The following is a 23,131-nucleotide window of genomic DNA, read 5'->3' as shown; positions in this document are numbered from 1 at the left end:
TGCGCAGGTCGCCGCGCCCGGGCAGGATAGGGAGAGAAGTCGTCATCCGGACGGCGGATGCGGCGGGCCCGGCATCTCGATCCGGGGGGTGGTGTCGGGGAGGGCCCGTCACGAGATATCTTGACATCAAGACGTTGTAGACGTGAAGCGGAGTACCGGTGACTGACTCGACCATCATCTATACGCACACCGACGAGGCCCCGGCCCTGGCGACGTATTCGTTCCTGCCCGTGGTGCAGGCGTACGCCTCGACGGCTGGCGTCACGGTGGAGACGCGCGACATCTCCCTGGCCGGGCGCATCATCGCCAGCTTCCCGGAGCGTCTGGAGGAGGGCCAGCGCATCGCCGACGCCCTCGCCGAGCTCGGCGAGCTCGCGAAGACCCCCGGGGCCAACATCATCAAGCTGCCGAACATCTCGGCCTCGATCCCGCAGCTCAAGGCCGCGGTCGCCGAGCTGCAGCAGCAGGGCTACGCGCTGCCGGACTACCCGGACGACCCGAAGACCGACGAGGAGCGCGAGACCCGCGCCCGCTACGACAAGGTCAAGGGCAGCGCCGTCAACCCGGTGCTGCGCGAGGGCAACTCCGACCGCCGCGCCCCGCTGTCGGTCAAGAACTACGCCAAGGCCCACCCGCACCGCATGGGCGCCTGGACCGGCGACTCCAAGACCAACGTCGCAACCATGGGCGCCGACGACTTCCGCTCCACCGAGCGCTCTGCGGTGGTCGCCGAGGCCGGTGCGCTGCGGATCGAGCTGGTCGCCGAGGACGGCACCACCACCGTGCTGCGCGAGAAGGTCCCGGTGCTGGCCGGCGAGGTCGTCGACGCCTCCGTGATGCGGGTCGCCGCGCTGCGCGAGTTCCTCGCCGCCCAGGTCGTCCGGGCCAAGGCCGAGGGCGTGCTGTTCTCGGTGCACCTCAAGGCCACCATGATGAAGGTCTCCGACCCGATCGTGTTCGGCCACGTCGTGCGCGCCTTCTTCCCGAAGACCTTCGCGGCCTACGGCGAGACCCTGGCCGCCGCCGGTCTGAGCCCCAACGACGGCCTGGGCACCGTGCTCAAGGGCCTGGACGCGCTGCCCGAGGGAGCGGCGATCAAGGCCTCCTTCGACGCCGAGCTCGCCGAGGGCCCGGCCCTCGCGATGGTCGACTCGGACAAGGGCATCACCAACCTGCACGTCCCCAGCGACGTCATCGTCGACGCCTCCATGCCGGCCATGATCCGCACCTCCGGCCACATGTGGGGCCCGGACGGCAAGGAGGCCGACACCCTGGCCGTCCTGCCGGACAGCAGCTACTCCGGCGTGTACCAGGCCGTCATCGACGACTGCCGCGCGCACGGCGCCTTCGACCCGTCGACCATGGGCTCGGTGCCCAACGTCGGCCTGATGGCGCAGAAGGCGGAGGAGTACGGCAGCCACGACAAGACCTTCGAGATCGCCACCGCCGGTACCGTGCGGGTGGTCGACGCCGCGGGCACCGCGGTGCTGGAGCAGCCGGTCGCCGTCGGCGACATCTTCCGGATGTGCCAGACCAAGGACCTGCCGATCCAGGACTGGGTCAAGCTGGCCGTCTCCCGCGCCCGCGCCACCGGCTCCCCGGCGGTGTTCTGGCTGGACGCGACCCGCGCGCACGACGCCGTGCTGATCGAGAAGGTCAAGGCGTACCTGCCGGAGCACGACACCGAGGGCCTGCAGATCGAGATCCTCTCCCCGGTCGAGGCCACCGCGTTCTCGCTGGAGCGGATCCGCCGCGGCGAGGACACCATCTCGGTCACCGGCAACGTGCTGCGCGACTACCTCACCGACCTGTTCCCGATCCTGGAGCTGGGCACCAGCGCCAAGATGCTGTCGGTGGTCCCGCTGATGAACGGCGGCGGCCTGTTCGAGACCGGCGCCGGCGGCTCCGCCCCGAAGCACGTCCAGCAGCTGGTCAAGGAGAACTACCTGCGCTGGGACAGCCTCGGCGAGTTCCTCGCGCTGGCGGTCAGCTTCGAGCACCTCGCCCAGACCACCGGCAACGAGCGCGCCCAGGTCCTGGCCGACACCCTCGACCGGGCCACCGGCACCTTCCTCAACGAGGACAAGTCGCCGAGCCGCCGCCTCGGCGGCATCGACAACCGCGGCAGCCACTTCTACCTGGCCCTGTACTGGGCCCAGGAGCTGGCGCAGCAGACCGACGACGCCCAGCTCGCGGAGGCCTTCGCGGCGCTCGCCAAGACGCTCGCCGAGCAGGAGCAGACCATCGTCGCCGAGCTGATCGCGGTCCAGGGCTCGCCGGCCGACATCGGCGGCTACTTCCAGCCGGTGGCCGAGCTGGCCGCCGCCGTGATGCGCCCGTCGCAGACTTTCAACGAGGCCATCGCGACCCTCGGCTGACCTGCCTCGCGGCCACGGGCCCCGCGGACCCCGCACACCACCCGGCGACGGGCGGCGCGCGGCGGCCCGCGGGGCCCTCGCCTGTTCGGCGGGTCCGGCGGGGCGAGCGGGTCCGGCGGGGCGGGCGACGACGGACCGCCGTCCCCGGGCCTTCGGCCGGACGGCGCCCCCCGAGCGGACACAGGGCGTCCGGACGTGGCCGACCCGCGCGCACGCCCGCACCGCACGCCCGCACCGCACGCGCGGCGCCGTCCGCCAGGTCCGGCCGGATCCGCCGGACGGGCCCCGCCGTACGCTCGCCGTACCCTCGCCCGCCGCGGCCCGCCGTCCCGGTGTGCTGCCGCCCGGGGACGGGCGTAGCGTCCTGCGTATGGGTGATGTCCGGACCGACCGCCGCGCCGCGCGCCCGCACGGCGCGCCCGTACCGCCGCCGGCCGGGGGCCCGTCCCGCCGCCGGACCGGGGCCCGCGGTGCCGGGCGGCGCTGAGGCGGGCGGCCGGGACGCGCTGCTGGACGCGGCGCTCACCGAGACCGTCCGCCGGTGCGGCGCCTCGACCGGCGCGGTGTACCTGCTGCCCGCCGACGAGCCGGTGCTGCACCTGGCGGTGCTGCGGGGCCTGCCCGCCGAGTTCATCGCCCCGTGGATCAGGGCGGCGCTGGCCTCGCCGCTGCCGGTCTCCGACGCCGTGCGCGAACGGCGGCTGGTGTGGTCCGGCAGCCAGCAGGAGTTCGCCCGGCAGTACCCGCGCACCGCCGTGGCGCTGCCGTACCACTTCGCGCTGGCGGCCGCCCCGATCAAGACCCCGCAGCGCTGCTGGGGCGCCCTGCTGCTGCTGTGGCCCGCCTCCCACTCCGCTCAGGCCAGCCCGCTGGAACGGGATCTGATCGGCGCCGAGTGCGGCCGCCTGGCCCGGCTGCTGGCCGGGGCCGACGCCGCCGGGCAGCCGTTCAGCGCACCGGCCCGGCCCCGGGTGCTGCCCGTCCAGCAGCCGGTGGAGAGCCTGCCCGCCGACGCTGCGGCCGCGTTCGCCGAACGCCTGCCCGGCGGTAGCTGCAGCCTGGACCTGAACGGACGGATCACCTACCTGACGGCCGGCGCCTGCGAGCTGCTCGGCGCCGAGGCCGGGGACCTGCTCGGCGGCCTGCCCTGGCAGAGTTTGCCCTGGCTGGACGACCCCGCCTACGAGGACCGCTACCGCTCCGCGCTGATCAGCCGCCAGCCCTCCGCGTTCACCGCGCTGCGCCCGCCCGACCACTGGCTGTCGTTCCGGCTGTACCCGGGCGAGGACGGCATCAGCATCCGGATCACCCCGGCCGGGCCCGGACCGGCGGACGGGCCGCCCGCCACCCGGCCGCAGGCGGCGCCGGTCTCCCGGGCGGGCCAGCTGTACCAGATCATGCACCTGGCCGCGGCCCTCACCGAGGCGGTCAGCGTCAACGACGTGATCGACCTGGTGGCCGAGCAGATTCTGCCCGCGTTCGACGCCCAGGGCGTCGCGCTGCTCACCAACGACCACGGCCGGCTGCACGTCAGCGGCTACCGGGGCTACTCCCCGGAGTCGATCGAGCGGTTCAACAGCATCCCGCTGCGCGCCCACCTGACCCCCACCGTGGACGCCCTGACCTCCGGGGTGCCCGGGTTCTTCGGCTCCCGCGAGGAGCTGGTCGAGGTGTACCCCGACGTGCCGCAGGTGACCGGGAAGAAGGCCTGGGCGGTGCTGCCGCTGATCACCTCGGGCCGCCCGGTCGGCTGCTGCCTGCTGGCGTACGACGAACCGCACCGGTTCGCCGCCGACGAGCGCACCGTGCTCACCTCACTGGCCGGGCTGCTCGCCCAGGCCCTGGAACGCGCCCGGCTGTACGACACCAAGCACGGACTCGCCCACGAACTCCAGCAGGCCCTGCTGCCGCACGCCCTGCCCGGCATCCCGGGACTCGACGTCGCCGCCCGCTACGCACCCGCCACCGAGGGGATGGACATCGGCGGCGACTTCTACGACGTCATCCGGCTCGGCCCGACCGGCGCCGCCGCCGTGATCGGCGACGTCCAGGGCCACAACGCACCCGCCGCCGCCCTGATGGGCCAGGTCCGCACCGCCGTGCACGCCGCCTCCGGCGCACCGCCCGACCAGGTGCTGGCCCGCGCCAACCGGCTGCTCTGCGACCTCGACCCGGGCATGTTCAGCACCTGCCTCTACGTCCACCTCGACCTGGCCGCGCACCGCGCCCACCTGGCCGCCGCCGGCCACCCCCCGCCGGTGCTGCGCCCGCCCGGGCGGCCCGCTCGCGTGCTGGATTTGGTGCCGGGGCCGCCGCTGGGCATCGACCCGCAGGCCCGCTACCCGGTCGCCGAGATCCCGTTCCCGGCCGGGACGCTGCTGTTCCTGTACACCGACGGGCTGGTGGAGGACCGCGGCGTGGAGCTCGACGACGGCATCGCCGGGATCTGCGAGCAGCTCGACCGGGTCCCGCCCGGCAGTTCACCGGCCCGCACCACGGACGGCCTGCTGGCCCGGGCCCGCGCCGACGGCCGGCACGACGACGACATCGCCACGCTGCTGCTCAGGGCCGCCCCGGCCGCCGACCCGCGGCGCTGAGCGGCCCGGCCCGGGAGGCGGCACCCGCCGGTCCGGGCAGAGAATCGGTGGGAAGGCGGCACCCGTACCCGGCCCGGGCGGGCGGCCCCGCGGCCCGCGAGGGAGAGCGATGACAGAGACCGGCGACGCGCCGCGCACGGTGATCCTCACCGTCGACGACGACCCCGGGGTGTCCCGGGCCGTCGCCCGCGACCTGCGGCGCCGCTACGGTGGCTCGCACCGGGTGGTCCGGGCCGAGACCGCCGGCTCCGCCCTGGAGGCGCTGAACGAGATGAAGCTGCGCGGCGACGCCGTCGCGGTGATCGTCGCCGACTACCGGATGCCGCAGATGAACGGCATCGAGTTCCTGGAGCGGGCGATGGACGTCTTCCCGGGCGCCCGCCGGGTCCTGCTGACCGCCTACGCCGACACCGGCGCCGCGATCGACGCGATCAACCTGGTCGACCTCGACCACTACCTGCTCAAGCCGTGGGACCCGCCGGAGGAGAAGCTCTACCCGGTCGTCGACGACCTGCTGGACAGCTGGCTGGCCTCCGACCACCGCCCGATGCCGGAGACCAAGGTGGTCGGCCACCGCTGGTCGGCGCACTCCTGGGAGGTCCGCGAGTTCCTGGCGCGCAACCAGGTGCCCTACCGCTGGTTCCCCTCGGACGAGCCCGAGGGGCAGCGGCTGCTGGCGGCCGCCGGCGAGGACGGGCTGCGGCTGCCGCTGGTGATCACCCCGGACGGCGAGGTGTTGGTCGAGCCGGCCGCCCCCGAGCTGGCCGGCCGGGTCGGCCTGGCGACGGCCCCGTCCGCGGAGTTCTACGACCTGATCGTGGTCGGCGGCGGGCCCGCGGGCCTGGGCGCGGCCGTCTACGGCGCCTCCGAGGGCCTGCGGACGGTCCTGGTGGAGCGCACCGCGACCGGCGGCCAGGCCGGTCAGAGCTCGCGGATCGAGAACTACCTGGGCTTCCCCGACGGGGTCTCCGGCGCGCAGCTGACCGACCGGGCGCGCCGCCAGGCGGCCCGGTTCGGCGCAGAGATGCTGACCGCCCGCGAGGTGGTCGGCCTGGAGGTCAACGGCCCGTCCCGGACCGTGCGCTTCGCGGACGGCTCCGCCATCGCCGCGCACACCGTGCTGCTGGCGACCGGTGTCACCTACCGGCAGCTGGCCGCGCCGGGTGTGGCCGACCTGACCGGGCGGGGCGTCTACTACGGCGCGGCGCTGACCGAGACGGCCGGCTGCGCGGGCAAGGACGTGTACGTCGTCGGCGGGGCGAACTCGGCCGGCCAGGCCGCCGTCCACCTGGCCAGGACCGCCCGCTCGGTGACGATCCTGGTGCGGGCCGACTCGCTGACCCGGTCGATGTCGCACTACCTCGTCCAGCAGATCAAGGAGCTGCCGTCGGTGACCGTCCGCACCGGCACCGAGGTGGCCGAGGCCCACGGGGACGGCCACCTGGAGCAGCTCACCATCCGGGACACCGCCACCGGCGCCACCGAGCAGGTCGACGCCCAGTGGCTGTTCGTGTTCATCGGCGCGGCCCCGCTGACGGACTGGCTCGAGGGCGTGGTGGAACGCGACGCCCGCGGCTTCGTGATCGCCGGGCCGGACCTGGCGACGGGCGGCGAACCGCCGAAGGGCTGGCCGCTGGAGCGCCTCCCGTACCACCTGGAGACCAGCGTGCCCGGGGTGTTCGTGGCGGGCGACGCCCGCTCCGAGTCGGCCAAGCGGGTCGCCTCGGCGGTCGGCGAGGGAGCGATGGCGGTGATGCTGGTGCACCGCTACCTGGAGAGGCTGTGACGGCATGAGCGCACCGGTGGTCCTGTGCAGCCCGGAGGAGCTGCGCACCCTGTTCCTGTTCGAGCACCTGAGCCCCGAGCAGCTGTCCTGGCTGTGCCGCGAGGGCCGGGTGGAGCAGTACCCGCCCGGCCAGGTGTACGCCGAGGGCTCCCCGGCGACCTGCTTCTACGTGCTGCTGGACGGCACCATCGTGCTCTCCCGCCGGGTCGGCGCCGACGACGTCGAGGTGAACCGGACCTCGCAGCGGGGCGTGTACGCCGGGGCGTTCCAGGCGTACCTCGGCGACCGGGTGCCGCAGCAGTACACCAGCTCGCTGCGGGCGGTGGAGCCGTCGCGGTTCTTCGTCCTGGCGGCGGACACCTTCGCGGACCTGATGCGGGCGTGGTTCCCGATGGCGGTGCACCTGCTGGAGGGGCTGTTCCTGGGTTCGCAGGTGGCCAAGGAGGCGATCGAGCAGCGGGAGCGGCTGCTCGCGCTGGGCTCGCTGTCCGCCGGGCTGACCCATGAGCTGAACAACCCGGCCGCCGCGGCGCTGCGGGCCACCGCCGCGCTGCGCGAACGCGTCGCCGGGATGCGGCACAAGCTCGGCATGATCGCCGGCGGCCCGCACCCGTACCCGCGGGAGAGCCTGGAGTCCCTGATCACCCTTCAGGAGGCCGCGGTCGATCAGGTGGCGGCCGCCAAGGCCGTCTCGCTCGGCCCGCTGGAGGCCTCGGACCGCGAGGACGAACTGGAGGACTGGCTGGAGGAGAAGGGCATCACCGACGGCTGGCAGCTCGGACCGGCCTTCGTCCAGGCCGGGCTGGACCTCGAGTGGCTGCGGCGGGTGGAGTCCACGGTCGGCGCGGAGAGCCTGGAGGGCGCGCTGCGCTGGCTGCACTACACGGTCGAGACCGAGCTGCTGATGAACGAGGTCGAGGACTCCACCACCAGGATCTCGGACCTGGTGGGCGCGGCCAAGCAGTACTCGCAGCTCGACCGGGCGCCGTTCCGGGTGGTCGACGTCCACGAACTGCTCGACAGCACCCTGATGATGCTCTCCGGCAAGATCCCGGCGGGCGTGGACGTGGTCCGCGATTACGACCCGGCCCTCCCCCGGGTGCCCGCCTACCCGGGCGAGCTCAACCAGGTGTGGACGAACCTGATCGACAACGCGCTGTCCGCGATGGCGGGCACCGGCCGGCTCACCGTCCGCACCGCCCTCGACCACGAGCACGTGCTGGTCGAGTTCGGCGACACCGGTCCCGGCGTGCCCGACGAGATCCGCAGCCGGATCTTCGAACCCTTCTTCACCACCAAGCCGGTGGGCGAGGGCACCGGCCTCGGCCTCGACATCTCGTGGCGCATCGTGGTCAACCGGCACCACGGCGACCTGCGGGTGGAGTCGGTGCCGGGCGACACCCGCTTCCGGGTGCTGCTGCCGGTCACCGCGCGCGAGGAGACCCCGGCGGAGAGCGGCTGACCGGTGGTCAGTCCTGCTGTGCCCACTGCGTGTACGGGATCCGGGCGATCTCGCGCAGCTCGCCGGTGGTGGCCCACTCGTTGCGGCCGAGCCGGGCCAGCGGCCGCATCCGGGTGATCTCCGGGTGCCCGTTCACCAGCACCTCCGGGTCGATCGCCGCGTGCACCACCTCGCCGATCACCACCGTGGAGTCGCCCAGCCCGACCGTGCTGTGCAGCCGGCACTCCAGCGCCACCGGCGACTGCGCCACCCGCGGCGGCTTCACCAGCAGCGAGGGCTCGCGCTCGATGCCGACGGCCTCGAACTCGCCGTGCTCCGGCGGGAAGTCGGTGCCGGTCGCGTTCACCTGCTCGAACAGCGGCTCGGGGGCGAGGCAGACGGTGAACTCACCGGTCGCCTCGACGTTGCGCAGGGTGTCCTTGCGGCCGACGGAGGTGAACTGGACCATCGGGGGCCGCACGCTGGCGATGGTGAAGAACGAGTGCGGGGCCAGGTTCTCCGTCCCGGTGGCGGAGACGGTGGAGACCCAGGCGATCGGCCGGGGCACCACGACGGCGGTCAGCAGCCGGTAGAAGTCGTCACGGCCTGTGGTCCGGGGATCGAAGTCGACGCGCATGGCGTCCATTATCGCTGGTCGCGGCCGGTACCGGGCCCCGCGTGGGGCGTGCGCCGGGTGCCCGCGCGCCCCCGGGGTCAGTCGGCGGGCCGCAGGACCTCGCCGAGCGCGGCGACGAATCGGTTCAGCACCTCGGGGCTCCCGGCGGCCCGCTGGGGGTTCACCTCGCCCACCGACAGCACCCGGAAGCGCGGGTCGCGGCAGGCCGCCGCGAGCGCCGCGGTCACCTCGGCGAGCGACGGCCCGTTGTTGCGCCCGTCCGTGCTCTCCGCCAGCGGCGCCTGCGTGAAGTCCAGCACGTCGACGTCGAGATGGACCGCCAGCGGGCCGGCCGGCAGCGCCTCGAGCGCCCGGGCCGCCTCGGCCTCCGGCGCCGCCGCCAGGTCCGTCCCCGAACGCCACCGCAGGCCCAGCCGCTCGGCCTGCTCCCGCTCCCACCCGGTCGCCACGGCCGGCTCGGAACCCAGCAGGAACACCTGGTCCGGGACGAGCAGCGGACGGCGGTCCACCGCGGCCGCCAGCTCCGGTGCCGCCCCCGGCAGGTCGAAGGCGTGCGCCAGCACCATCCAGTCCATCGCACCGTCACGGGTGGTCGACGGCGTGTTCAGGTCGAAGTGCCGGTCCACGTACAGCAGTCCGGCATCGGGGCGGTGCGCCGTCAGCGCGCCCATCACACCCAGCACCACGGTGCAGTTCCCCCCGACGACCAGGACGTCCGCACCCCGGTCCAGCGCGCCGGTCACCTGGGCCGCCACCACCTGGACGGCCTCCACCACCGCCGCGAGGTTCTGTGCCCGCGGCTGCCGGAGGTCCGGTGCCCACACCTGCAGCGGCCCGTCGCCGAGGTCGTGCACCCGGCGGCCCGCCGCCCGCAGCCGGTCGATCAGCCCCAGCTCGCGCAGCACCCGAGGCGCCGCCTCCTGGCCCGGTGCGTAACTGCCCGCACTGGTCGGGGCGCCCACCACCACGAGATCCCTGGACACCCTCCCATCATCCCCGGGCGGCTCGGCGGCCGCCATCGCTGCTCCCCGGGGCGTGGGCGCCCGGGGAGCAGCGGTGGCGGGGCGCCCCGCGGCGGGGTGCCCCGGTGTGCTCAGCCGCGGGGCGGGAGGTCGAGCGCCACCGACAGGCGGCGGTCGGCGACGCTGCGCCCGGCCTCGACCGCGTACACGCCCGCCCGTACCCGCCAGCGGCCGGCCGGGGTGTCCCAGGTCTCGAACGCCCGCTGCGGGATGCGGATCCGGGCCGCCACCCGCTCGCCCGGCGCGGCCTGTACGGAGGCGAACCCGGCCAGGTGACGGTCGGGCCGGGAGCGGTCGACGCCGTCGTGGGCGAGGTAGACCTGGACGGTCTCCCGGCCGGTGCGCCCGCCGGTGTTGCGTACCCAGACGGTGGCCTCGGCCACCGGGCGGTAGGGGTCGCCGTCGTCGTCGGTGGCCTCGAGGTGCCGGACCTCCATGCCCTCGTACTCCCAGTCGGTGTAGCCGAGGCCGTGTCCGAACCAGTAGGCGGGCGCGGTGGCGGCCCGCTGCCAGGCCCGGTAGCCGATGAACAGGCCTTCCTCGTACGGCAGGACGCCGTCCTGCGGCTCGACCCGCAGCACGGGTGCGTCGGCGGCGCCGGCCGGCCAGGTGGTGGGGAGGCGGCCGCCGGGCTCGGTGCGGCCCAGCAGGACGTCCGCCAGCGCGGCGCCCCCCTCCTGGCCGGGGAACCAGGTGAGCAGGACGGCCGCGACCTGCTCCCGCCACGGCATCAGTACCGGGGAACCGGCGTTGACCACCACGACGGTGTTCGGGTTGGCCGCGGCGACCCGGTGGACCAGTTCGTCCTGGCGGCCGGGCAGGGCCAGGTCGGTGCGGTCGATACCCTCGGTCTCGACCTCCTCGGTGGTGCCCACCACGACCACGGCGACCTGCGCCGCGCGGGCGGCCGCCACCGCCTCCTCGATCAGCTCGTCCGCGGTGAGGGCGGGCGCGGCGTGGCCGAGGGTGAAGGAGACCAGTCCGAAGCCGGCCACCCCCGCGGCCTGCGGCAGGGTGTGGTCGAGGACCAGGTCCACGGCCCGGCCCGCCGTCAGTTCGACGGTGAACAGCCGCTGCGGCGGCGCCAGGAACGCGGCTGCGGGGTCGTCCCCCTCGGGCACCAGCACGTCGTCGAACAGCACCCGGCCGTCGACCTCCAGCCGGAACCGGCCGGCGCCCCGGACGGTGAACCGGTGGGTGCCGCTGCCCTGCGGCACCAGCGTGCCGGCCAGCCGGACCTGTGCCAGGTCGGCGAAGGCGACCCGGCCGGGCAGCTCGCCGATCCACCGGACGAACCCGTCGGGGACGAGTGTGGCGGCCAGTTCCGCGCCCGCCGCGTCCAGCAGGGCGGCGGTCATCGGGACGGCGACCGGCGCCGGGTTGGACAGCGCGTCGGCGCCCGTCGCGTAGGCGACCTCGAGGCCCGCGGCGCGCAGCCCGTCCAGCGGGGTGACGGTCCGGGTCGGGAAGACCTCGGCGCTGCCGCCGCCGCCGATGCGCGGCCGGGCGGCCGCCGCGCCGATCACGGCGACCCGGCCGGACTGTTCGGCGAGCGGGAGGAGGCCGCCCTCGTTGCGGAGCAGGACGAAGGAGCGGGCGGCGATCCGGTGGGCGAGCGCCTCGCCGTCGATCGCGGGCGGCAGCAGCTCGGCGGGGACGGCCGCGGGCGCGCCTGCCAGCAGTCCGACCCGGGCGGCCAGCCGCAGGACCCGGCGGGCCAGGTCGTCGACCGTGCGCTCCGGCACCCGCCCGTCGCGGACGGCGGCGACCAGGTGCTCGCCGTAGACGGTCGCCGGTCCCGGCATGGCGATGTCGAGTCCGCCGAGGGCGCAGCGTACGGTGTCGCGGGCGCCGGTCCAGTCGGAGACCAGGGCGCCGTCGAAGCCCCACTCCTCGCGCAGCACCTCGTGGTTGAGCCTGGTGTGCTCGCTCATGCCGGTGCCGTTGGCCCGGTTGTAGGCAGCCATCAGGCCCCAGGGCGTGGCCTTGCGGACGATGGCCTCGAACGGGGCGAGGTAGAGCTCGCGCAGGGTGCGTTCGTCGAGGTGGACGTCGACGGTGTAGCGGTCGGTCTCGGAGTCGTTGGCGACGAAGTGCTTGGGGGTGGTGGCGACGCCGCCGTCCTGGACGCCGGCGACCAGGGCGGCGCCGAGGTCGCCGGTGAGCAGCGGGTCCTCGGAGTAGCACTCGAAGTGGCGGCCGCCGCGCGGGGTGCGGTGCAGGTTGACGGTCGGGGCGAGGACCACGTGGGCGCCCTTGCGGCGGGCCTCCTGGGCGAGCAACCGGCCTGCCTCGCGGACGAGTTCGGTGTCCCAGGTGGCGGCGAGGGCGGTCGGCGAGGGGAGGGCGACGGAGGGGTCGTCGGCGCTCCAGTGCTCGCCGCGGACGCCGGCCGGCCCGTCGGACATCACCAGCCGGCCGAGCCCGATGGACTCGTCCGAGGGCAGCGACCACATGTCGGCCCCGGCGAGCAGCGCGACCTTGGCGGGCAGGGACAGTCGGGACAGGGCCTTGTCGACGGCGGCCTCGCGCTCGGCGTCGGTGGTGCTGGGGGTGTCGGGGTGCTCGGTGTTCATGGGTCCTCGTGGGTCGGGAGAGGGGCGGACGGTCGGGTGGTCGGGCGGGGTCAGCGGACGGAGCGGATGGGGACGATCGCCAGGGCGCCCAGCAGCGAGAGCGCGCCGCCGACCAGGAAGAGCCCGGTGTAGCCGCCGAGGCCGGCGATCACGGCGGAGGCGACGAAGGGGGCGATGATCTGCGGGCCGGCGCTGGCGATGTTGAGCACGCCCATGTCCCGGGCGGCGTCCTCGGCGCGGGGCAGGACCAGGGTGACGACCGCGGTGTCCACCGCCATGAAGCACCCGAACGCCAGGCCGTTGACGGCGCTGAAGACGAGCATGCCGGTCCAGGTGGGGCTCACCACGGGGACGATCATCACCAGGCCGGCCAGGGCGGCGGACACGCCGACGAAGAGCTTGCGCCGGTTCCAGCGGTCGGAGAGCACGCCGCCCAGGACGGTGGACGCGGCCATCGCGGCCATCGAGACCGGGGTGAGGATGGCGATGGCGGCGGCCGGTTCGAGGCCGGCGGGCAGCTCGATGTGGTCGGTGAGGATGTACAGCTGGTAGCCGACCACGCAGAAGTAGCCGAGGACCAGCAGGGCGCGCCCGATGAACGCCCACCGGAAGTCGTGGGTGGCGAGCGCCGACAGGAACGCCCTGAGCTGCCGGCCGAACGGGACGGGCGGGGCGGGTTCCCGTCGCGGTTCCCGGCCCAGCGCGGTGAGCAGCACGGCGGCCACCGCCACCACGGCCCCGAGCACCAGGTAGCCGGTGCGCAGGCCGGAGACGGTCTGCGAGGCGATCAGGACGCCCAGGGTGCCGCCGACGGGCAGTCCGAGGCCGACGACGGCGGAGGCGGTGCCGCGCCGGGCGGGCGGGATCCGGTCCGGCACGACGGCGGTGACCGCGGACTGGTAGACGTTCATCGCGGCCTGGCCCAGGCACCAGGCGATGGTGGCCGTCAGCACGGTGGTGGCGCCGCCGAGCAGCGCCACCATGGCCAGCGCGGCGAGGCCGCCGCCGAGGATCCAGGGGCCGCGCCGGCCGGTGCGGTCCGACAGGGCGCCGGCGACCGGGTTGAAGAGGGTCGCGAAGACCGCGCTGACGCCGCCGATCATCCCGAGGGCGGCGACCTTGTGGGCGGGGTCGATCTGGGCGATCTGGGTCGGGAGGAGGACCGATCCGACGCCCATGTACAGGGCGAACATCGCGGTGTTGGCGAAGGCCAGCAGGCCGAGCAGGCGGCCTGTTCCGGCCGGGGACGCGGGGGCGGGGGTGCGTCTGCGGTCCGCGTCGGCGGTCGTCACGTTCATGGGCGGCTCCGGTGGAGCGGGCCGCGCGTGGGGCGCGGCGGGGCGGGGGTGGGGGGACGGCTGCGGTAGCGGGACGGCTGCGGGCGCGGGGGTGGGGTGGTCCGTACGCCGGCCGTGTCGCGGGCGGCGCCGGGTGGGGCGCGGCCGTGCCGGGGTCGCGCTCACCGCTCGAGTCGGTAACACGTGTAACCATTGTGGCCACTCCCCCGGTGCGGCGCCAGACCCGGTCGACCTGGAATGATGCAATCGTTATGTCGACCGATCAGAACGTCCCCCCGCAGATCACCAGTGCCGATGTCGCACGGGCCGCGGGGGTGTCCCGGGCCACGGTGTCCTTCGTGCTCAACGACACGCCGGGGGCCCGGGTCAGCGAGACCACCCGGGCCAAGGTGCTGGCCGTCGCCCAGGAACTCGGGTACGTCCCGCACGCCGCCGCGCGCTCCCTGCGGGCCGGACGCAGCGACCTGGTGGTCATCCCGGTGTCGGTGTCCGCGATCGGCCGGCTGTTCAGCGACTGGCTGGACGAGGTCGAGACCGCGCTCGGCCGCCTCGGGTACACCGTGGTGCTGCACACCGACCGCACCCCCGGACCGGTCGAGGCGGCGCAGTCCTGGGCCCGTCTGCGGCCCGCCGCGGTGGTCTCGGTCGGCGACGACCGGCTGACCGCGGAGGCCGCGCAGGTGCTGGTCCGGGCGGGGGTGCGGGCGGTCGTGGCGAGTGCGGCCACCCCGGTCGAGGGGGTGTTCACCCTCATCGGCGACCACGCCGAGATCGGCGCCGCGGCCGTCGGGCACCTGGTGGACCGCGGCAGGTCCCGGCTCGGCGTGGTGATGCCGGCAGAGCGGGGGCTGTCGGCGTTCGCCGCGCCGCGCCTGGCGGGGGCGCAGCGGATCGCCGAGGAGCACGGCGTGACGGTCACCCAGCTGCCGCTGCGCTACACCGAGGACGCCGCGGCCGCCGTGGCCCAGCTCTGCCGGGCCCTCGAGCTGGACGGCGTGTTCGGCTACAACGACGAGTACGCCGCCCTGCTGGGCGCGGCGCTCGGCGACCACGGCGTCGCCGTGCCGCGGGACATCGCCCTGGTCGGCGCCGACGACCTGGTGCTCGCCCGGGTGGTGCGCCCGCAGCTGACCTCGATCGGCCACCTGATGCCGAGCGCCGACCTGCTGGCCGAGACGGTCGACCGGCTGGTGCGCGGGGTTGCGGCGCCCGAACTGCCGCGGGTCCGGTTCGAGGTCGTGGTCCGGCAGTCCTCCTGAGGCGCGGCGCCGCCGGACCGGGGACGGATCGGGGGTGGGTCAGCCGAGGGCCGGCTCCGAGCCGGTCGGCTGCGGGTCCGCGGGGTCCGCGGGGTCCACCGGCTGGGGGTCGGCGGGCAGTGGCGCCTCGGCGTACGCGCCGGAGAGCAGGTGGCCGGCGCCGGGGGCGAGCGCGGGCAGGCCGAGCGAGCGGAGCATCTGGTGGACGGTGCAGACGGCGGCCGAGACGACCGGCTTGCCGAGCTGCTGTTCGGCCTCCTCGATGGCGGACAGGGACGGCATCTGGACGCAGGCGGAGAGCACCACCGCGTCGGCCTGCGCGTGGTCGAGGCGCTTGGCGATGGCGGGCAGCGCGGCCGGGTCGTGCGCGGCGACGTCGAGGTTGCCGGGGATCTCCAGCGCCTCGTGGTCGAGGACGGTGATGCCCTCGTGGGTCAGGTAGTCGACGACCGTGCGGGTCAGCGGACGCAGGTAGGGCGCGATCAGCACGATCCGGCGGGCGCCCATCGTGTGCAGGCCGTTGACCAGGGCGCCGGCGCTGGTGACCACCGGGGCCGGGGCGCCGTTCTCGGCGGTTCGGGTGTGCAGGCGCCGTTGGGAGACGCGGTGGTAGCCGCGGCCCATGCTCATGATGGCGACCAGGCAGGCGTAGCCGAGGACGTCCACCTGCGCGTCGGAGAGCTCGACGGCGCAGCGGTCGGAGTCGGCGTCCATCGCCCTGAGCTGCTCGGGGGTGACGTGGGTCATCCGCATCCGGCTGGAGTGGAAGGTGAAGCGCTCGGGGGCGACCCGCTCGCGGGCCCGCAGGATGGCGGGGACCTCGGTCTCCATGGTGACGTTCGAGCTCGGGACGATCTGGCCGATCCGGTAGGTGCGTGCCGGCATGGGGCGCTCCCTCGGTCTGGTGCGGGCGGGGTCTGGTGCGGGCGGGTGGCCGGGGCGTGCGGGTGGCTTGGGCGTGCGGAGTCCGGTGCCGCGGGGCCGGGGTGCGGCGGCGGGTGGCGTCCGGCCCCACGGGGGTTCAGCGGGCGTCGACCACCGGGTTGGTGAGGGTGCCGATGTGCTGGATGGTGGCCTCGATCAGGTCGCCGGGCTGGAGGAACTGCGGCGGGACCATGCCCGCGCCGACGCCGGAGGGCGACCCGGTGGCGATCACGTCGCCGGGTTCGAGGGTGACGCCGGAGGAGATGTCGGCGATCAGGCGCGGGATCCGGAACAGCATGTGCCGGGTGTTGGAGTCCTGTTTGGTCTCGCCGTTGACGCTCAGGTGCAGGTCGAGGTCGTGCGGGTCGGCGATCTCGTCGGCGGTGACCACGCAGGGGCCGAACGGGGCGTAGGAGTCCTGGCCCTTGGAGAAGAACCACTGGCCGGAGCGGCGCTGGTCGCGGGCGCTGATGTCGTTGACGATGCTGTAGCCGAAGACGTGGTCCCAGGCGTCCTCCTCGGACACCCGGGTGGCGGTCCGGCCGATGACGACGGCGAGTTCGCACTCCCAGTCGAGCTGCTTGGTCAGGCCGGCGTTGTGCAGGACGGGCTGCCCGGGGCCGGTGACGGCGGTGGCGGGCTTGGAGAACAGCACCGGCCGGTCGGGCAGTTCGCGGTCGGTGTCGAGGCTGCGGCTGGACTCCTCGACGTGCTCGACGTAGTTGAGGCCGACCCCGATGATCTTCCCGGGGCGCAGCGGGGCGAGCAGGGTGACGTCGGCGAGGTCGTGGACGGCGCCGGTGGGAAGGCGTGCCGGGCCGGCGCCGTCGCTCAGGACGCCGTCGGCCAGGGTGCGGGCGGCGGCGAGGGCGGCGGAGCCGGCCCGGATCAGCGAGAGCAGGTCGCCGGGCAGGTCGGTCCCGGCGGCGCGGGCCAAGGCGGCGAGGTCGGCCACGCGGGTGCCCAGCTGGGCGCCGAGGCGGGCGGGTCCGCCGTTCGGGTCGTTCGGGTCGTTCGGGTCGTTCGGGGTGTACGTGACCAGGCGCATGACGCTCCTTGCGGTGGGACGGGCGGGAGTTGCCGGGCGGGACGGCCAGGTGGGGCCGGGCGGGTGGAGCCGGAGGGGGTCAGCGGCCGTCGGCGCGGACGGGCTGGCGGCCGCCGTTCTCGGGGTAGGCCTCCTCGCGCAGGAAGCCCAGGGAGCGCATCACCGGGAGGTCGTCGAAGGAGAACAGGCAGGCGTCCTCGGACGGGTCGAGGTTCTCGTGCTCGTGCCAGGCCCAGGAGGGAACGCAGAAGATGTCGCCCTGCTTCCACTCGAACCGCTGCCCGGCGATCACCGACACGCCCCGGCCCTTGGCGGCGGTGTACACCACCGAGCCGGTGTGGCGGTGCGCGAGGGTGGCCTGCCCGGGGCGCAGCAGCTGCATCCGGGCGCCCATGGTGGGCATCACGGAGCCGCCGGTCAGCGGGTTGGCGTACTCCATGATGACGCCGTCGTACGGGGAGCCCTCGCTCGCCTTCGCCAGGTCGAGCAGGGCCTGGTAGGTCGGCTCCCACGGGTAGCCGAGGACCGGCGAGTAGGGCCGGGTCCACTTCTCGGCGCCGTACGGGAGCAGGTTGCCGCCGTAGCTGAGCACCGAGGAGTTGATCACCTTTCCGGGGGTCTGGTACAGGTCGGGGTGGACCTCGTAGAACCCGGCGTCGTGGGCGTTGACCAGCGGGATGTCCAGTCCGTCCTGCCAGACCACGGGGGCGTCGGCGGACTCGTTGCCGTGCTCGTGCCAGGTGCCGTTGGGGGTGATGGCGAAGTCCCCGGGGCCGACCTTGAGCTTCTGGCCGTCGACGATCGTCCAGGCGCCGGTGCCCTCGTGCACGAAGCGCAGGGCGGCGGCCTGGTGGCGGTGGGCGGTCATGGACTCGCCCGGGCCCATGATCTGCAGGCCGGTGTAGAGCAGGCCGACGGCGGCGCTGATGTCCCGCCGGCCGGGGTTGACCAGCATCACCACCCGGCGCCCGGCGTCGTCGGCCTTGACCAGCGGGAGCGCCTTGTGGACCAGCGGGCGCAGCTCGTCGTAGCGCCAGAGCACCGGCACCGACCTGGGCTGCGGGTACCAGGGCTCGATCTCGTTCGCGACCGTCCACAGGGCACCGGCCTCCAGCTTGGCCAACTCGTCGTAGTAGGCCAGCAGTTCGGGGCTGTCGGTGACCCGGGCGCGGCCGATCCGGTTGTCGTCGTGGGTGGTCACTGCTCCTCCTTCGGTGCGGTGGGGACGGGCCCGTCGGCCGGGGCGGCCCAGCTGACCGGGGCGGCCGGGGCGGTGGTGAAGGTCAGCGGGGTGCGCGGGCGGTTGTCGACCTCGAGCCGGAAGATGTCGAAGCGGTTGTAGTGGCCGACGATGTCGTGCATCTGCTTGGGCTGGATGCAGCGGGCGAGGTCGATCTCGGCGTAGACGATGCCCTCGTCGTCGATCAGCGGCTCGGTGACCGGGCGGCCGTCCGGCCCGAAGATCCCGGACAGCGCGCTGCGCGGACGGGCCAGCAGCTTGCGGACCTCCGGGTCGTCGCCGGCCACCTGGTCGACGATCTCCGGGGAGATGGTGGAGCAGGCGACCACGGAGAAGACCTTGCCCTCGAAGCTGTGGGCGGCGGTGCGGACCGCGATGGCCTCCGCCATGTCGTAGTCCTCGGGGCCGACGGGCAGGGCGATGTAGGCGGCGGCGTGGACCAGTTCGCCCTGGGCGAGCAGGGTGAACCGGGCGAGTGTGTTGGTGTTCTCGCCGCAGGCCAGCACCCCGAGCGGCCCGATGTCGGTCCGGTGGACCTGCAGCGAGCTCCCGTCACCGCCGGTCCAGGTCAGCTTCTCGGCCCAGGTCGGCACCAGCTTGCGGTGCACGCCGAGCAATTCGCCGTCCGGGCCGATGGTGAGCAGGGTGTTGTAGAGCACCCCGAGGCTGTGCGCGCCGCGTTCGTTGACCCCGATAACGACGACCACCCCGGCCTGCCGGGCGGCGGCCCGCAGGGTGTCCACGTGCGGGCCGGGGACGTCGATCGAGGAGCGGTACAGCTTCTCGAACCAGGGTGAGCCCTGGACCGGGTTCATGGTCCAGTTCCAGTACGGGTAGCCGGGGACGAACACCTCGGGCAGGACCACCAGCCGGGCGCCGTTCCCGGCGGCCTCGTGGATGAGCGCGACGGCCTTGTCCACGGTGGCGGCGGCGTCGAGGTAGACCGGGGACGCCTGGACGGCGGCGGCGGTGAAACGGGGCAGATGGTCCGTCATGCGGGTTCCTCCGTGGCCGGTGGCGGGGTGCTGCTGGTGGTGCTGATAACTGGTAGCCGGTAGCTGGTGCTGTTCAACGGGAGGCGGTGGCGCGAGCCTCGCTACCACCGAGGTCGGCGCTACCGGGGTCGACGGCAGGGAGGGGGCGGGCCGGGTGTCCGGGCCGCCAGCGCCGGTGGACGGGGGGTGCCTCGGTGCGCAGCAGGTGCAGCCGGGGCGGGACCCGGTCGGCGCGCGGGCCCGGGGGCTTGCGGCGGCCCGCCTGCCAGGGCGCGGGCCAGGGCGCGCCGGGACCGGAGTAACCCTGCTCGGCTGCCGCGTGCAGGGTCCACAGCGGGTCGTAGAGGTGCGCCCGGCCGACGGCGACCAGGTCGGCGCGGCCGGCCAGCAGGATGGAGTTGGCGTCGTCGTGGCCGGAGATGGCGCCGACCGCGATGGTCGGGATGCCGGTGGTGTTGCGGATCAGGTCGGCGAACGGGGTCTGGTAGCTGCGGCCGTACGGGGGGCGCTGGTGGGCGACGACCTCGCCGGTGGAGACGTCGATGGCGTCCGCTCCCCCGTCGGCCAGCGCCCGGCAGATCACGACCGCGTCGTCCTCGGTGGTGCCGCCCTCGGCCCAGTCGGCGGCCGAGATCCGGACGATCAGCGGGCGGCCGGCCGGCCAGGCGGCGCGGACGGCGGCCAGGACCTCGAGCGGGAGGCGCAGCCGGTTGGCGAGCGGGCCGCCGTAGCGGTCGGTGCGGTGGTTGGTGAGCGGCGACAGGAAGCCGGAGAGCAACTGGCCGTGGCCGAACTGCAGCTCCAGCGCGTCGAACCCGGCCCGGGCCGCGCGCGCTGCCGCGGCGGCGAAGTCGGCCGTGACGGTGGCGAGTTCGGCGGGGGTGGCGGCGCGCGGTACGGGGTGGCCGCGGTCCCAGGCGAGGGCCGAGGCGGCGATGGCGGGCCAGCCGTCCGTGCCGAGCGGCCGACCCACCCCGTTAGGCCCGGGGACCTCGGTGGGGCCGCGGCGCCCGGCGTGGGTCAGCTGGATGCCGATCGGGGTGTCGGAGCTGCGGCGGAGCTCGCCGAGGAGCGTCCGCCAGGCGGCCTCCTGCGCGTCGTTCCACAGGCCGGGGCAGCCGGGGGTGGCCCGGCCGTCCGGGGCGACGGCCGTCATCCCGGCGAACACCAGCCCGGCGCCGCCGAGCGCCTGCGCGGTCAGCTGGGCCTGGGTGAACGCCCCCGGCACGCCGTCGACCGCGGTGTACGTCGCCAGGGGCGGCACCACGATGCGGTTGCGCAGGGTCAGTCCGCCGAGCCGCAGCGGCCGGAACATCGGCGGCACGGCCGGTCCGGCGGCGGGTGTGCCCGGCGTGCCGCCCTCCGGCGGGGCTCCGCCGGCAACGGCGGCGTCGAGTGCGCCGTCCACGGCGTCCACGAAGGCGGCATCCCGGGCCCGCAGGTTGCCGTAGGTGACCCGGCGGCTGCGGGTGAGCAGGTTGAAGGCGAACTGGTCGGGGCCCTGGCCACCGTAGCGGCCGATCGTCTCGAACCACTCCAGGCTCGCCTGCGCGGCCCGCTGGGTCGACTCCACCACCGGCCTGCGCTCGGTCTCGTACGCGGCCAGCGCCCGCTCCACGGTGGGGTGTTCGTGCAGGCTCGCGGCGAGCGCGAGGGCGTCCTCCATGGCGAGCTTGGTGCCCGACCCGATCGAGAAGTGCGCGGTGTGCGCGGCGTCACCGAGCAGGACGACGTTCCCGTGCCGCCAGGAGGCGTTGCGGACGGTGGTGAACCGGATCCACCGGGAGGCGTCGGGGATCAGCCGGTGGCCGTCCAGGTGGTCGGCCAGGATCTCCTCGCACCGCCGCACGCTCGCCTCGTCGCTCTCGCCGCGTCCGAACTCCCGCCCGGCCAGGGCCTCGAAGCCGGCCCGCCGCCAGGCCTGCTCCTCCAGTTCGACGATGAAGGTCGAGCGGCGGTCGGAGTACGGGTAGGCGTGCACCTGGACGACGCCGAAGTCGCGCTGCTCCACGATGAAGGTGAAGGCCTCGAAGACCCGGTCGGTGGAGAGCCACATGTAGCGGCAGTGCCGTTCGTCCAGCTCCGGCCGGAAGCCGTCCGGGTAGGCGGCCCGGGTGGCCGAGCGGACGCCGTCGGCGGCGACCACCAGGTCGTGGGTGGCCGAGAGCTCCCCGGCCGGCGGCGCCGGTGTGCCGTAGCGGACGTCGACCCCGAGCCCGGCGCAGCGCTTCTGCAGGACCTCGCGCAGCCGGTTGCGGTCCAGGGCGGCGAACCCGTGGCCGCCGGAGGTACGGACCTCGCCGCCGAAGTGAATGTCGATGTCGCTCCACCGGGCGAACTCCGCCGAGATGGCGGCGAACACCTCGGGGTCGCCCTGGGCGATCCCGTCCAGCGTCTCGTCCGAGAACACCACACCGAACCCGGACGCGTCGTCGCGGGCGTTGCGCTCCCAGACGGTGATGTCCCAGTCCGGCGAGAGCTGCTTGGCCAGCGCGGCGAAGTACAGGCCGCCGGGCCCTCCCCCGATGACTGCTACGCGCATGAAGGTCCTCCAGTGTTCGTGTCATCACGCTATGGCGTACCTCTGTCGAGCGTCAAGAGAACGCGATATGCGCTCCGCGCCCGTGGCGCCCGGCCGCGCAGCGGCGGCCGGGACGCCGGTCAAGGGCCGGGACGCCGGTCAAGGGCCGGGACGCCGGTCAAGGGCCGGGACGCCGGTCAAGGGCCGGGACGCCGGTCAAGGGCCGGGACGCCGGTCAAGGGCCGGGACGCCGGTCGACGGCCGGGACGCCGGTCAAGGGCCGGTGCGGCTCAGCCGCCGTACGTCTCCGGTCGCTGCGGCCCGGAGGAGGTCAGCCGCCGACGGGCGTCCGCGCTCAACGGCGCGGCGCCCTTCGCGGTGGCCGCGGAGTGGACCACCGACATCCGCCCGGTCGCGGCGGGGCCCGCGGGGCCGTGCACGTCGAAGGCGTAGTGCAGCGAGCTGGTGCCCACCCGGTCCACCCGCAGCTCGACCCGGACCACGTCGCCGAACCACAGCCGGGCCAGGTAGTCCGCCTCGAAGTGGACCCGCGGGATGCTGCCGAACAGGTCGCCGAGGCCGAGACTGCGCAGCAGGGCGGCCTCCGCCGCCTCGGCCCAGCGCAGGACCGCCGAGAAGTGGTGATGACCGGCGGCGTCGGTGTCCGACCACTCGACCTGACGCTCGATCACCACGCTCGGCAGCGTCCCGGCCGGGTCCGCGCCGGGGGCGGGGGGCTGCGCCTGCACGGGCGACGGGGGTGCGGGCGGCAGGGGCGCGGGTGACGGGGATGGGAGATCGTCCATGGCTGGGCCTTCCGTGGCGGCGGCGACGCGATCGCGCCGGGTGGGCGGTGTGACGCCGGTGAACGTCATCGGTCGGTGGCGCCGTGGGCGCGGCGGCGGAGTTCGGCGCGCTGGAGTTTGCCGCTGGAGTTGCGGGGGAGTTCGGTGACGAACTCGATGGCGCGGGGGTATTTGTAGGGGGCGATGGTCTGTTTGACGTGGTCCTGCAGTGCGGTGGCGGTGGCCGGGCCGGCGGCGGCGTCGGGGCGGAGTACGACGTAGGCCTTGGCGATGGTGCCGCGGCTCGGGTCGGGTGCGGCGACGACGGCGCAGTCGGCGACGTCGGGGTGGTTCATCAGGGTGTGTTCGACCTCGGGGCCGGCGATGTTGTAGCCGGCGGAGACGATCATGTCGTCGTGGCGGGCCTGGAACCAGAAGTAGCCGTCGGTGTCGCGGATGTAGGTGTCGCCGGTGATGTTCCAGCCGTTACGGACGTAGCCGAGTTGGCGGTCGTCGGCGAGGTAGCGGCAGCCGGTCGGGCCCTTGACGGCGAGCAGGCCGGGTTGTCCGTCGGGGACGGGGTGGCCGTCCTGGTCCAGGACGGTGGCGCGGTAGCCGGGGACC

At 74.5% G+C, this 23,131-nt stretch carries 16 protein-coding genes; 5 read left to right on the top strand and 11 right to left on the bottom strand.

Going from position 1 to position 23,131, the window contains the following annotated elements; genetic code table 11:
• Window positions 1–158: 158 nt before the first annotated feature.
• The 4 genes from AC2TEW_RS25655 (at window position 159) to AC2TEW_RS25640 (ending at window position 8,223) form a co-directional block, all read left to right on the top strand.
• On the top strand, window positions 159–2,378 hold the full coding sequence (locus tag AC2TEW_RS25655) for an NADP-dependent isocitrate dehydrogenase (protein ID WP_484625711.1): 2,220 nt from the start codon (window positions 159–161) through the stop codon (window positions 2,376–2,378).
• A 377-nt stretch (window positions 2,379–2,755) separates the two neighbouring features.
• Window positions 2,756–4,975: a SpoIIE family protein phosphatase gene (locus AC2TEW_RS25650; protein ID WP_484625710.1), complete on the top strand. Its 2,220-nt coding sequence runs from the start codon at window positions 2,756–2,758 to the stop codon at window positions 4,973–4,975.
• Between the two features lie 109 nt (window positions 4,976–5,084).
• A complete protein-coding gene (locus tag AC2TEW_RS25645; protein ID WP_484625709.1) occupies window positions 5,085–6,761 on the top strand; it encodes an NAD(P)/FAD-dependent oxidoreductase in 1,677 nt (558 codons plus the stop codon).
• Between the two features lie 4 nt (window positions 6,762–6,765).
• Window positions 6,766–8,223 (top strand): ATP-binding protein, encoded by a 1,458-nt coding sequence (locus AC2TEW_RS25640; protein WP_484625708.1) that lies wholly within the window; start codon window positions 6,766–6,768, stop codon window positions 8,221–8,223.
• A 7-nt stretch (window positions 8,224–8,230) separates the two neighbouring features.
• On the opposite strand, the gene AC2TEW_RS25635 is transcribed toward AC2TEW_RS25640, so the two are convergent.
• From AC2TEW_RS25635 to AC2TEW_RS25620, 4 genes are all read right to left on the bottom strand, one after another.
• The gene (locus AC2TEW_RS25635) at window positions 8,231–8,839 is read right to left on the bottom strand and encodes a flavin reductase family protein (RefSeq protein ID WP_484625707.1); all 609 of its coding nucleotides are present in this window, start codon (window positions 8,837–8,839) and stop codon (window positions 8,231–8,233) included.
• A gap of 77 nt (window positions 8,840–8,916) precedes the next feature.
• Window positions 8,917–9,822 carry an arginase family protein gene (locus AC2TEW_RS25630; protein ID WP_484625706.1) on the bottom strand — a complete coding sequence of 302 codons (906 nt, stop codon included), beginning with the start codon at window positions 9,820–9,822 and terminating at the stop codon, window positions 8,917–8,919.
• A 110-nt stretch (window positions 9,823–9,932) separates the two neighbouring features.
• Window positions 9,933–12,437: a beta-glucosidase family protein gene (locus tag AC2TEW_RS25625; protein ID WP_484625705.1), complete on the bottom strand. Its 2,505-nt coding sequence runs from the start codon at window positions 12,435–12,437 to the stop codon at window positions 9,933–9,935.
• A gap of 50 nt (window positions 12,438–12,487) precedes the next feature.
• Window positions 12,488–13,735, bottom strand: a complete 1,248-nt coding sequence (locus AC2TEW_RS25620) for an MFS transporter (protein WP_484625704.1) — start codon at window positions 13,733–13,735, stop codon at window positions 12,488–12,490.
• A gap of 251 nt (window positions 13,736–13,986) precedes the next feature.
• On the opposite strand from AC2TEW_RS25620, the gene AC2TEW_RS25615 reads away from it, so the two are divergent.
• On the top strand, window positions 13,987–14,994 hold the full coding sequence (locus tag AC2TEW_RS25615; protein WP_484625703.1) for a LacI family DNA-binding transcriptional regulator: 1,008 nt from the start codon (window positions 13,987–13,989) through the stop codon (window positions 14,992–14,994).
• A gap of 39 nt (window positions 14,995–15,033) precedes the next feature.
• Here AC2TEW_RS25615 and AC2TEW_RS25610 read toward each other — a convergent pair whose 3' ends face one another.
• The 7 genes from AC2TEW_RS25610 to AC2TEW_RS25580 all read right to left on the bottom strand — a co-directional run.
• Complete coding sequence (locus tag AC2TEW_RS25610; protein ID WP_484625702.1) at window positions 15,034–15,879, bottom strand: maleate cis-trans isomerase family protein; 846 nt, start codon at window positions 15,877–15,879, stop codon at window positions 15,034–15,036.
• Between the two features lie 136 nt (window positions 15,880–16,015).
• Window positions 16,016–16,966: a fumarylacetoacetate hydrolase family protein gene (locus tag AC2TEW_RS25605; RefSeq protein WP_484625701.1), complete on the bottom strand. Its 951-nt coding sequence runs from the start codon at window positions 16,964–16,966 to the stop codon at window positions 16,016–16,018.
• 79 nt (window positions 16,967–17,045) lie between these two features.
• A complete protein-coding gene (locus AC2TEW_RS25600; protein ID WP_484625700.1) occupies window positions 17,046–18,167 on the bottom strand; it encodes a cupin domain-containing protein in 1,122 nt (373 codons plus the stop codon).
• Entirely contained in the window at window positions 18,164–19,201 is a 1,038-nt protein-coding gene (locus tag AC2TEW_RS25595; protein ID WP_484625699.1) for a carbon-nitrogen hydrolase family protein, read from the bottom strand. The genes AC2TEW_RS25600 and AC2TEW_RS25595 overlap by 4 nt, the downstream gene beginning before the upstream one ends.
• Window positions 19,202–19,274: 73 nt before the next feature.
• Window positions 19,275–21,743, bottom strand: coding sequence for an oxidoreductase (locus tag AC2TEW_RS25590; RefSeq protein WP_484625698.1), 2,469 nt, complete (start codon window positions 21,741–21,743; stop codon window positions 19,275–19,277).
• Window positions 21,744–22,012: 269 nt separating this feature from the next.
• On the bottom strand, window positions 22,013–22,528 hold the full coding sequence (locus AC2TEW_RS25585; protein ID WP_484625697.1) for an acyl-CoA thioesterase: 516 nt from the start codon (window positions 22,526–22,528) through the stop codon (window positions 22,013–22,015).
• A gap of 65 nt (window positions 22,529–22,593) precedes the next feature.
• A partial coding sequence (locus AC2TEW_RS25580) for an AMP-binding enzyme (protein ID WP_484625696.1) occupies window positions 22,594–23,131 on the bottom strand: 538 nt, incomplete at its 5' end.

The organism is Kitasatospora sp. NEAU-CNBT7, assembly GCF_057220535.1.
Note: the sequence above shows the minus strand (reverse complement) of the source record. Positions and strands in the feature narration are given on the sequence as shown.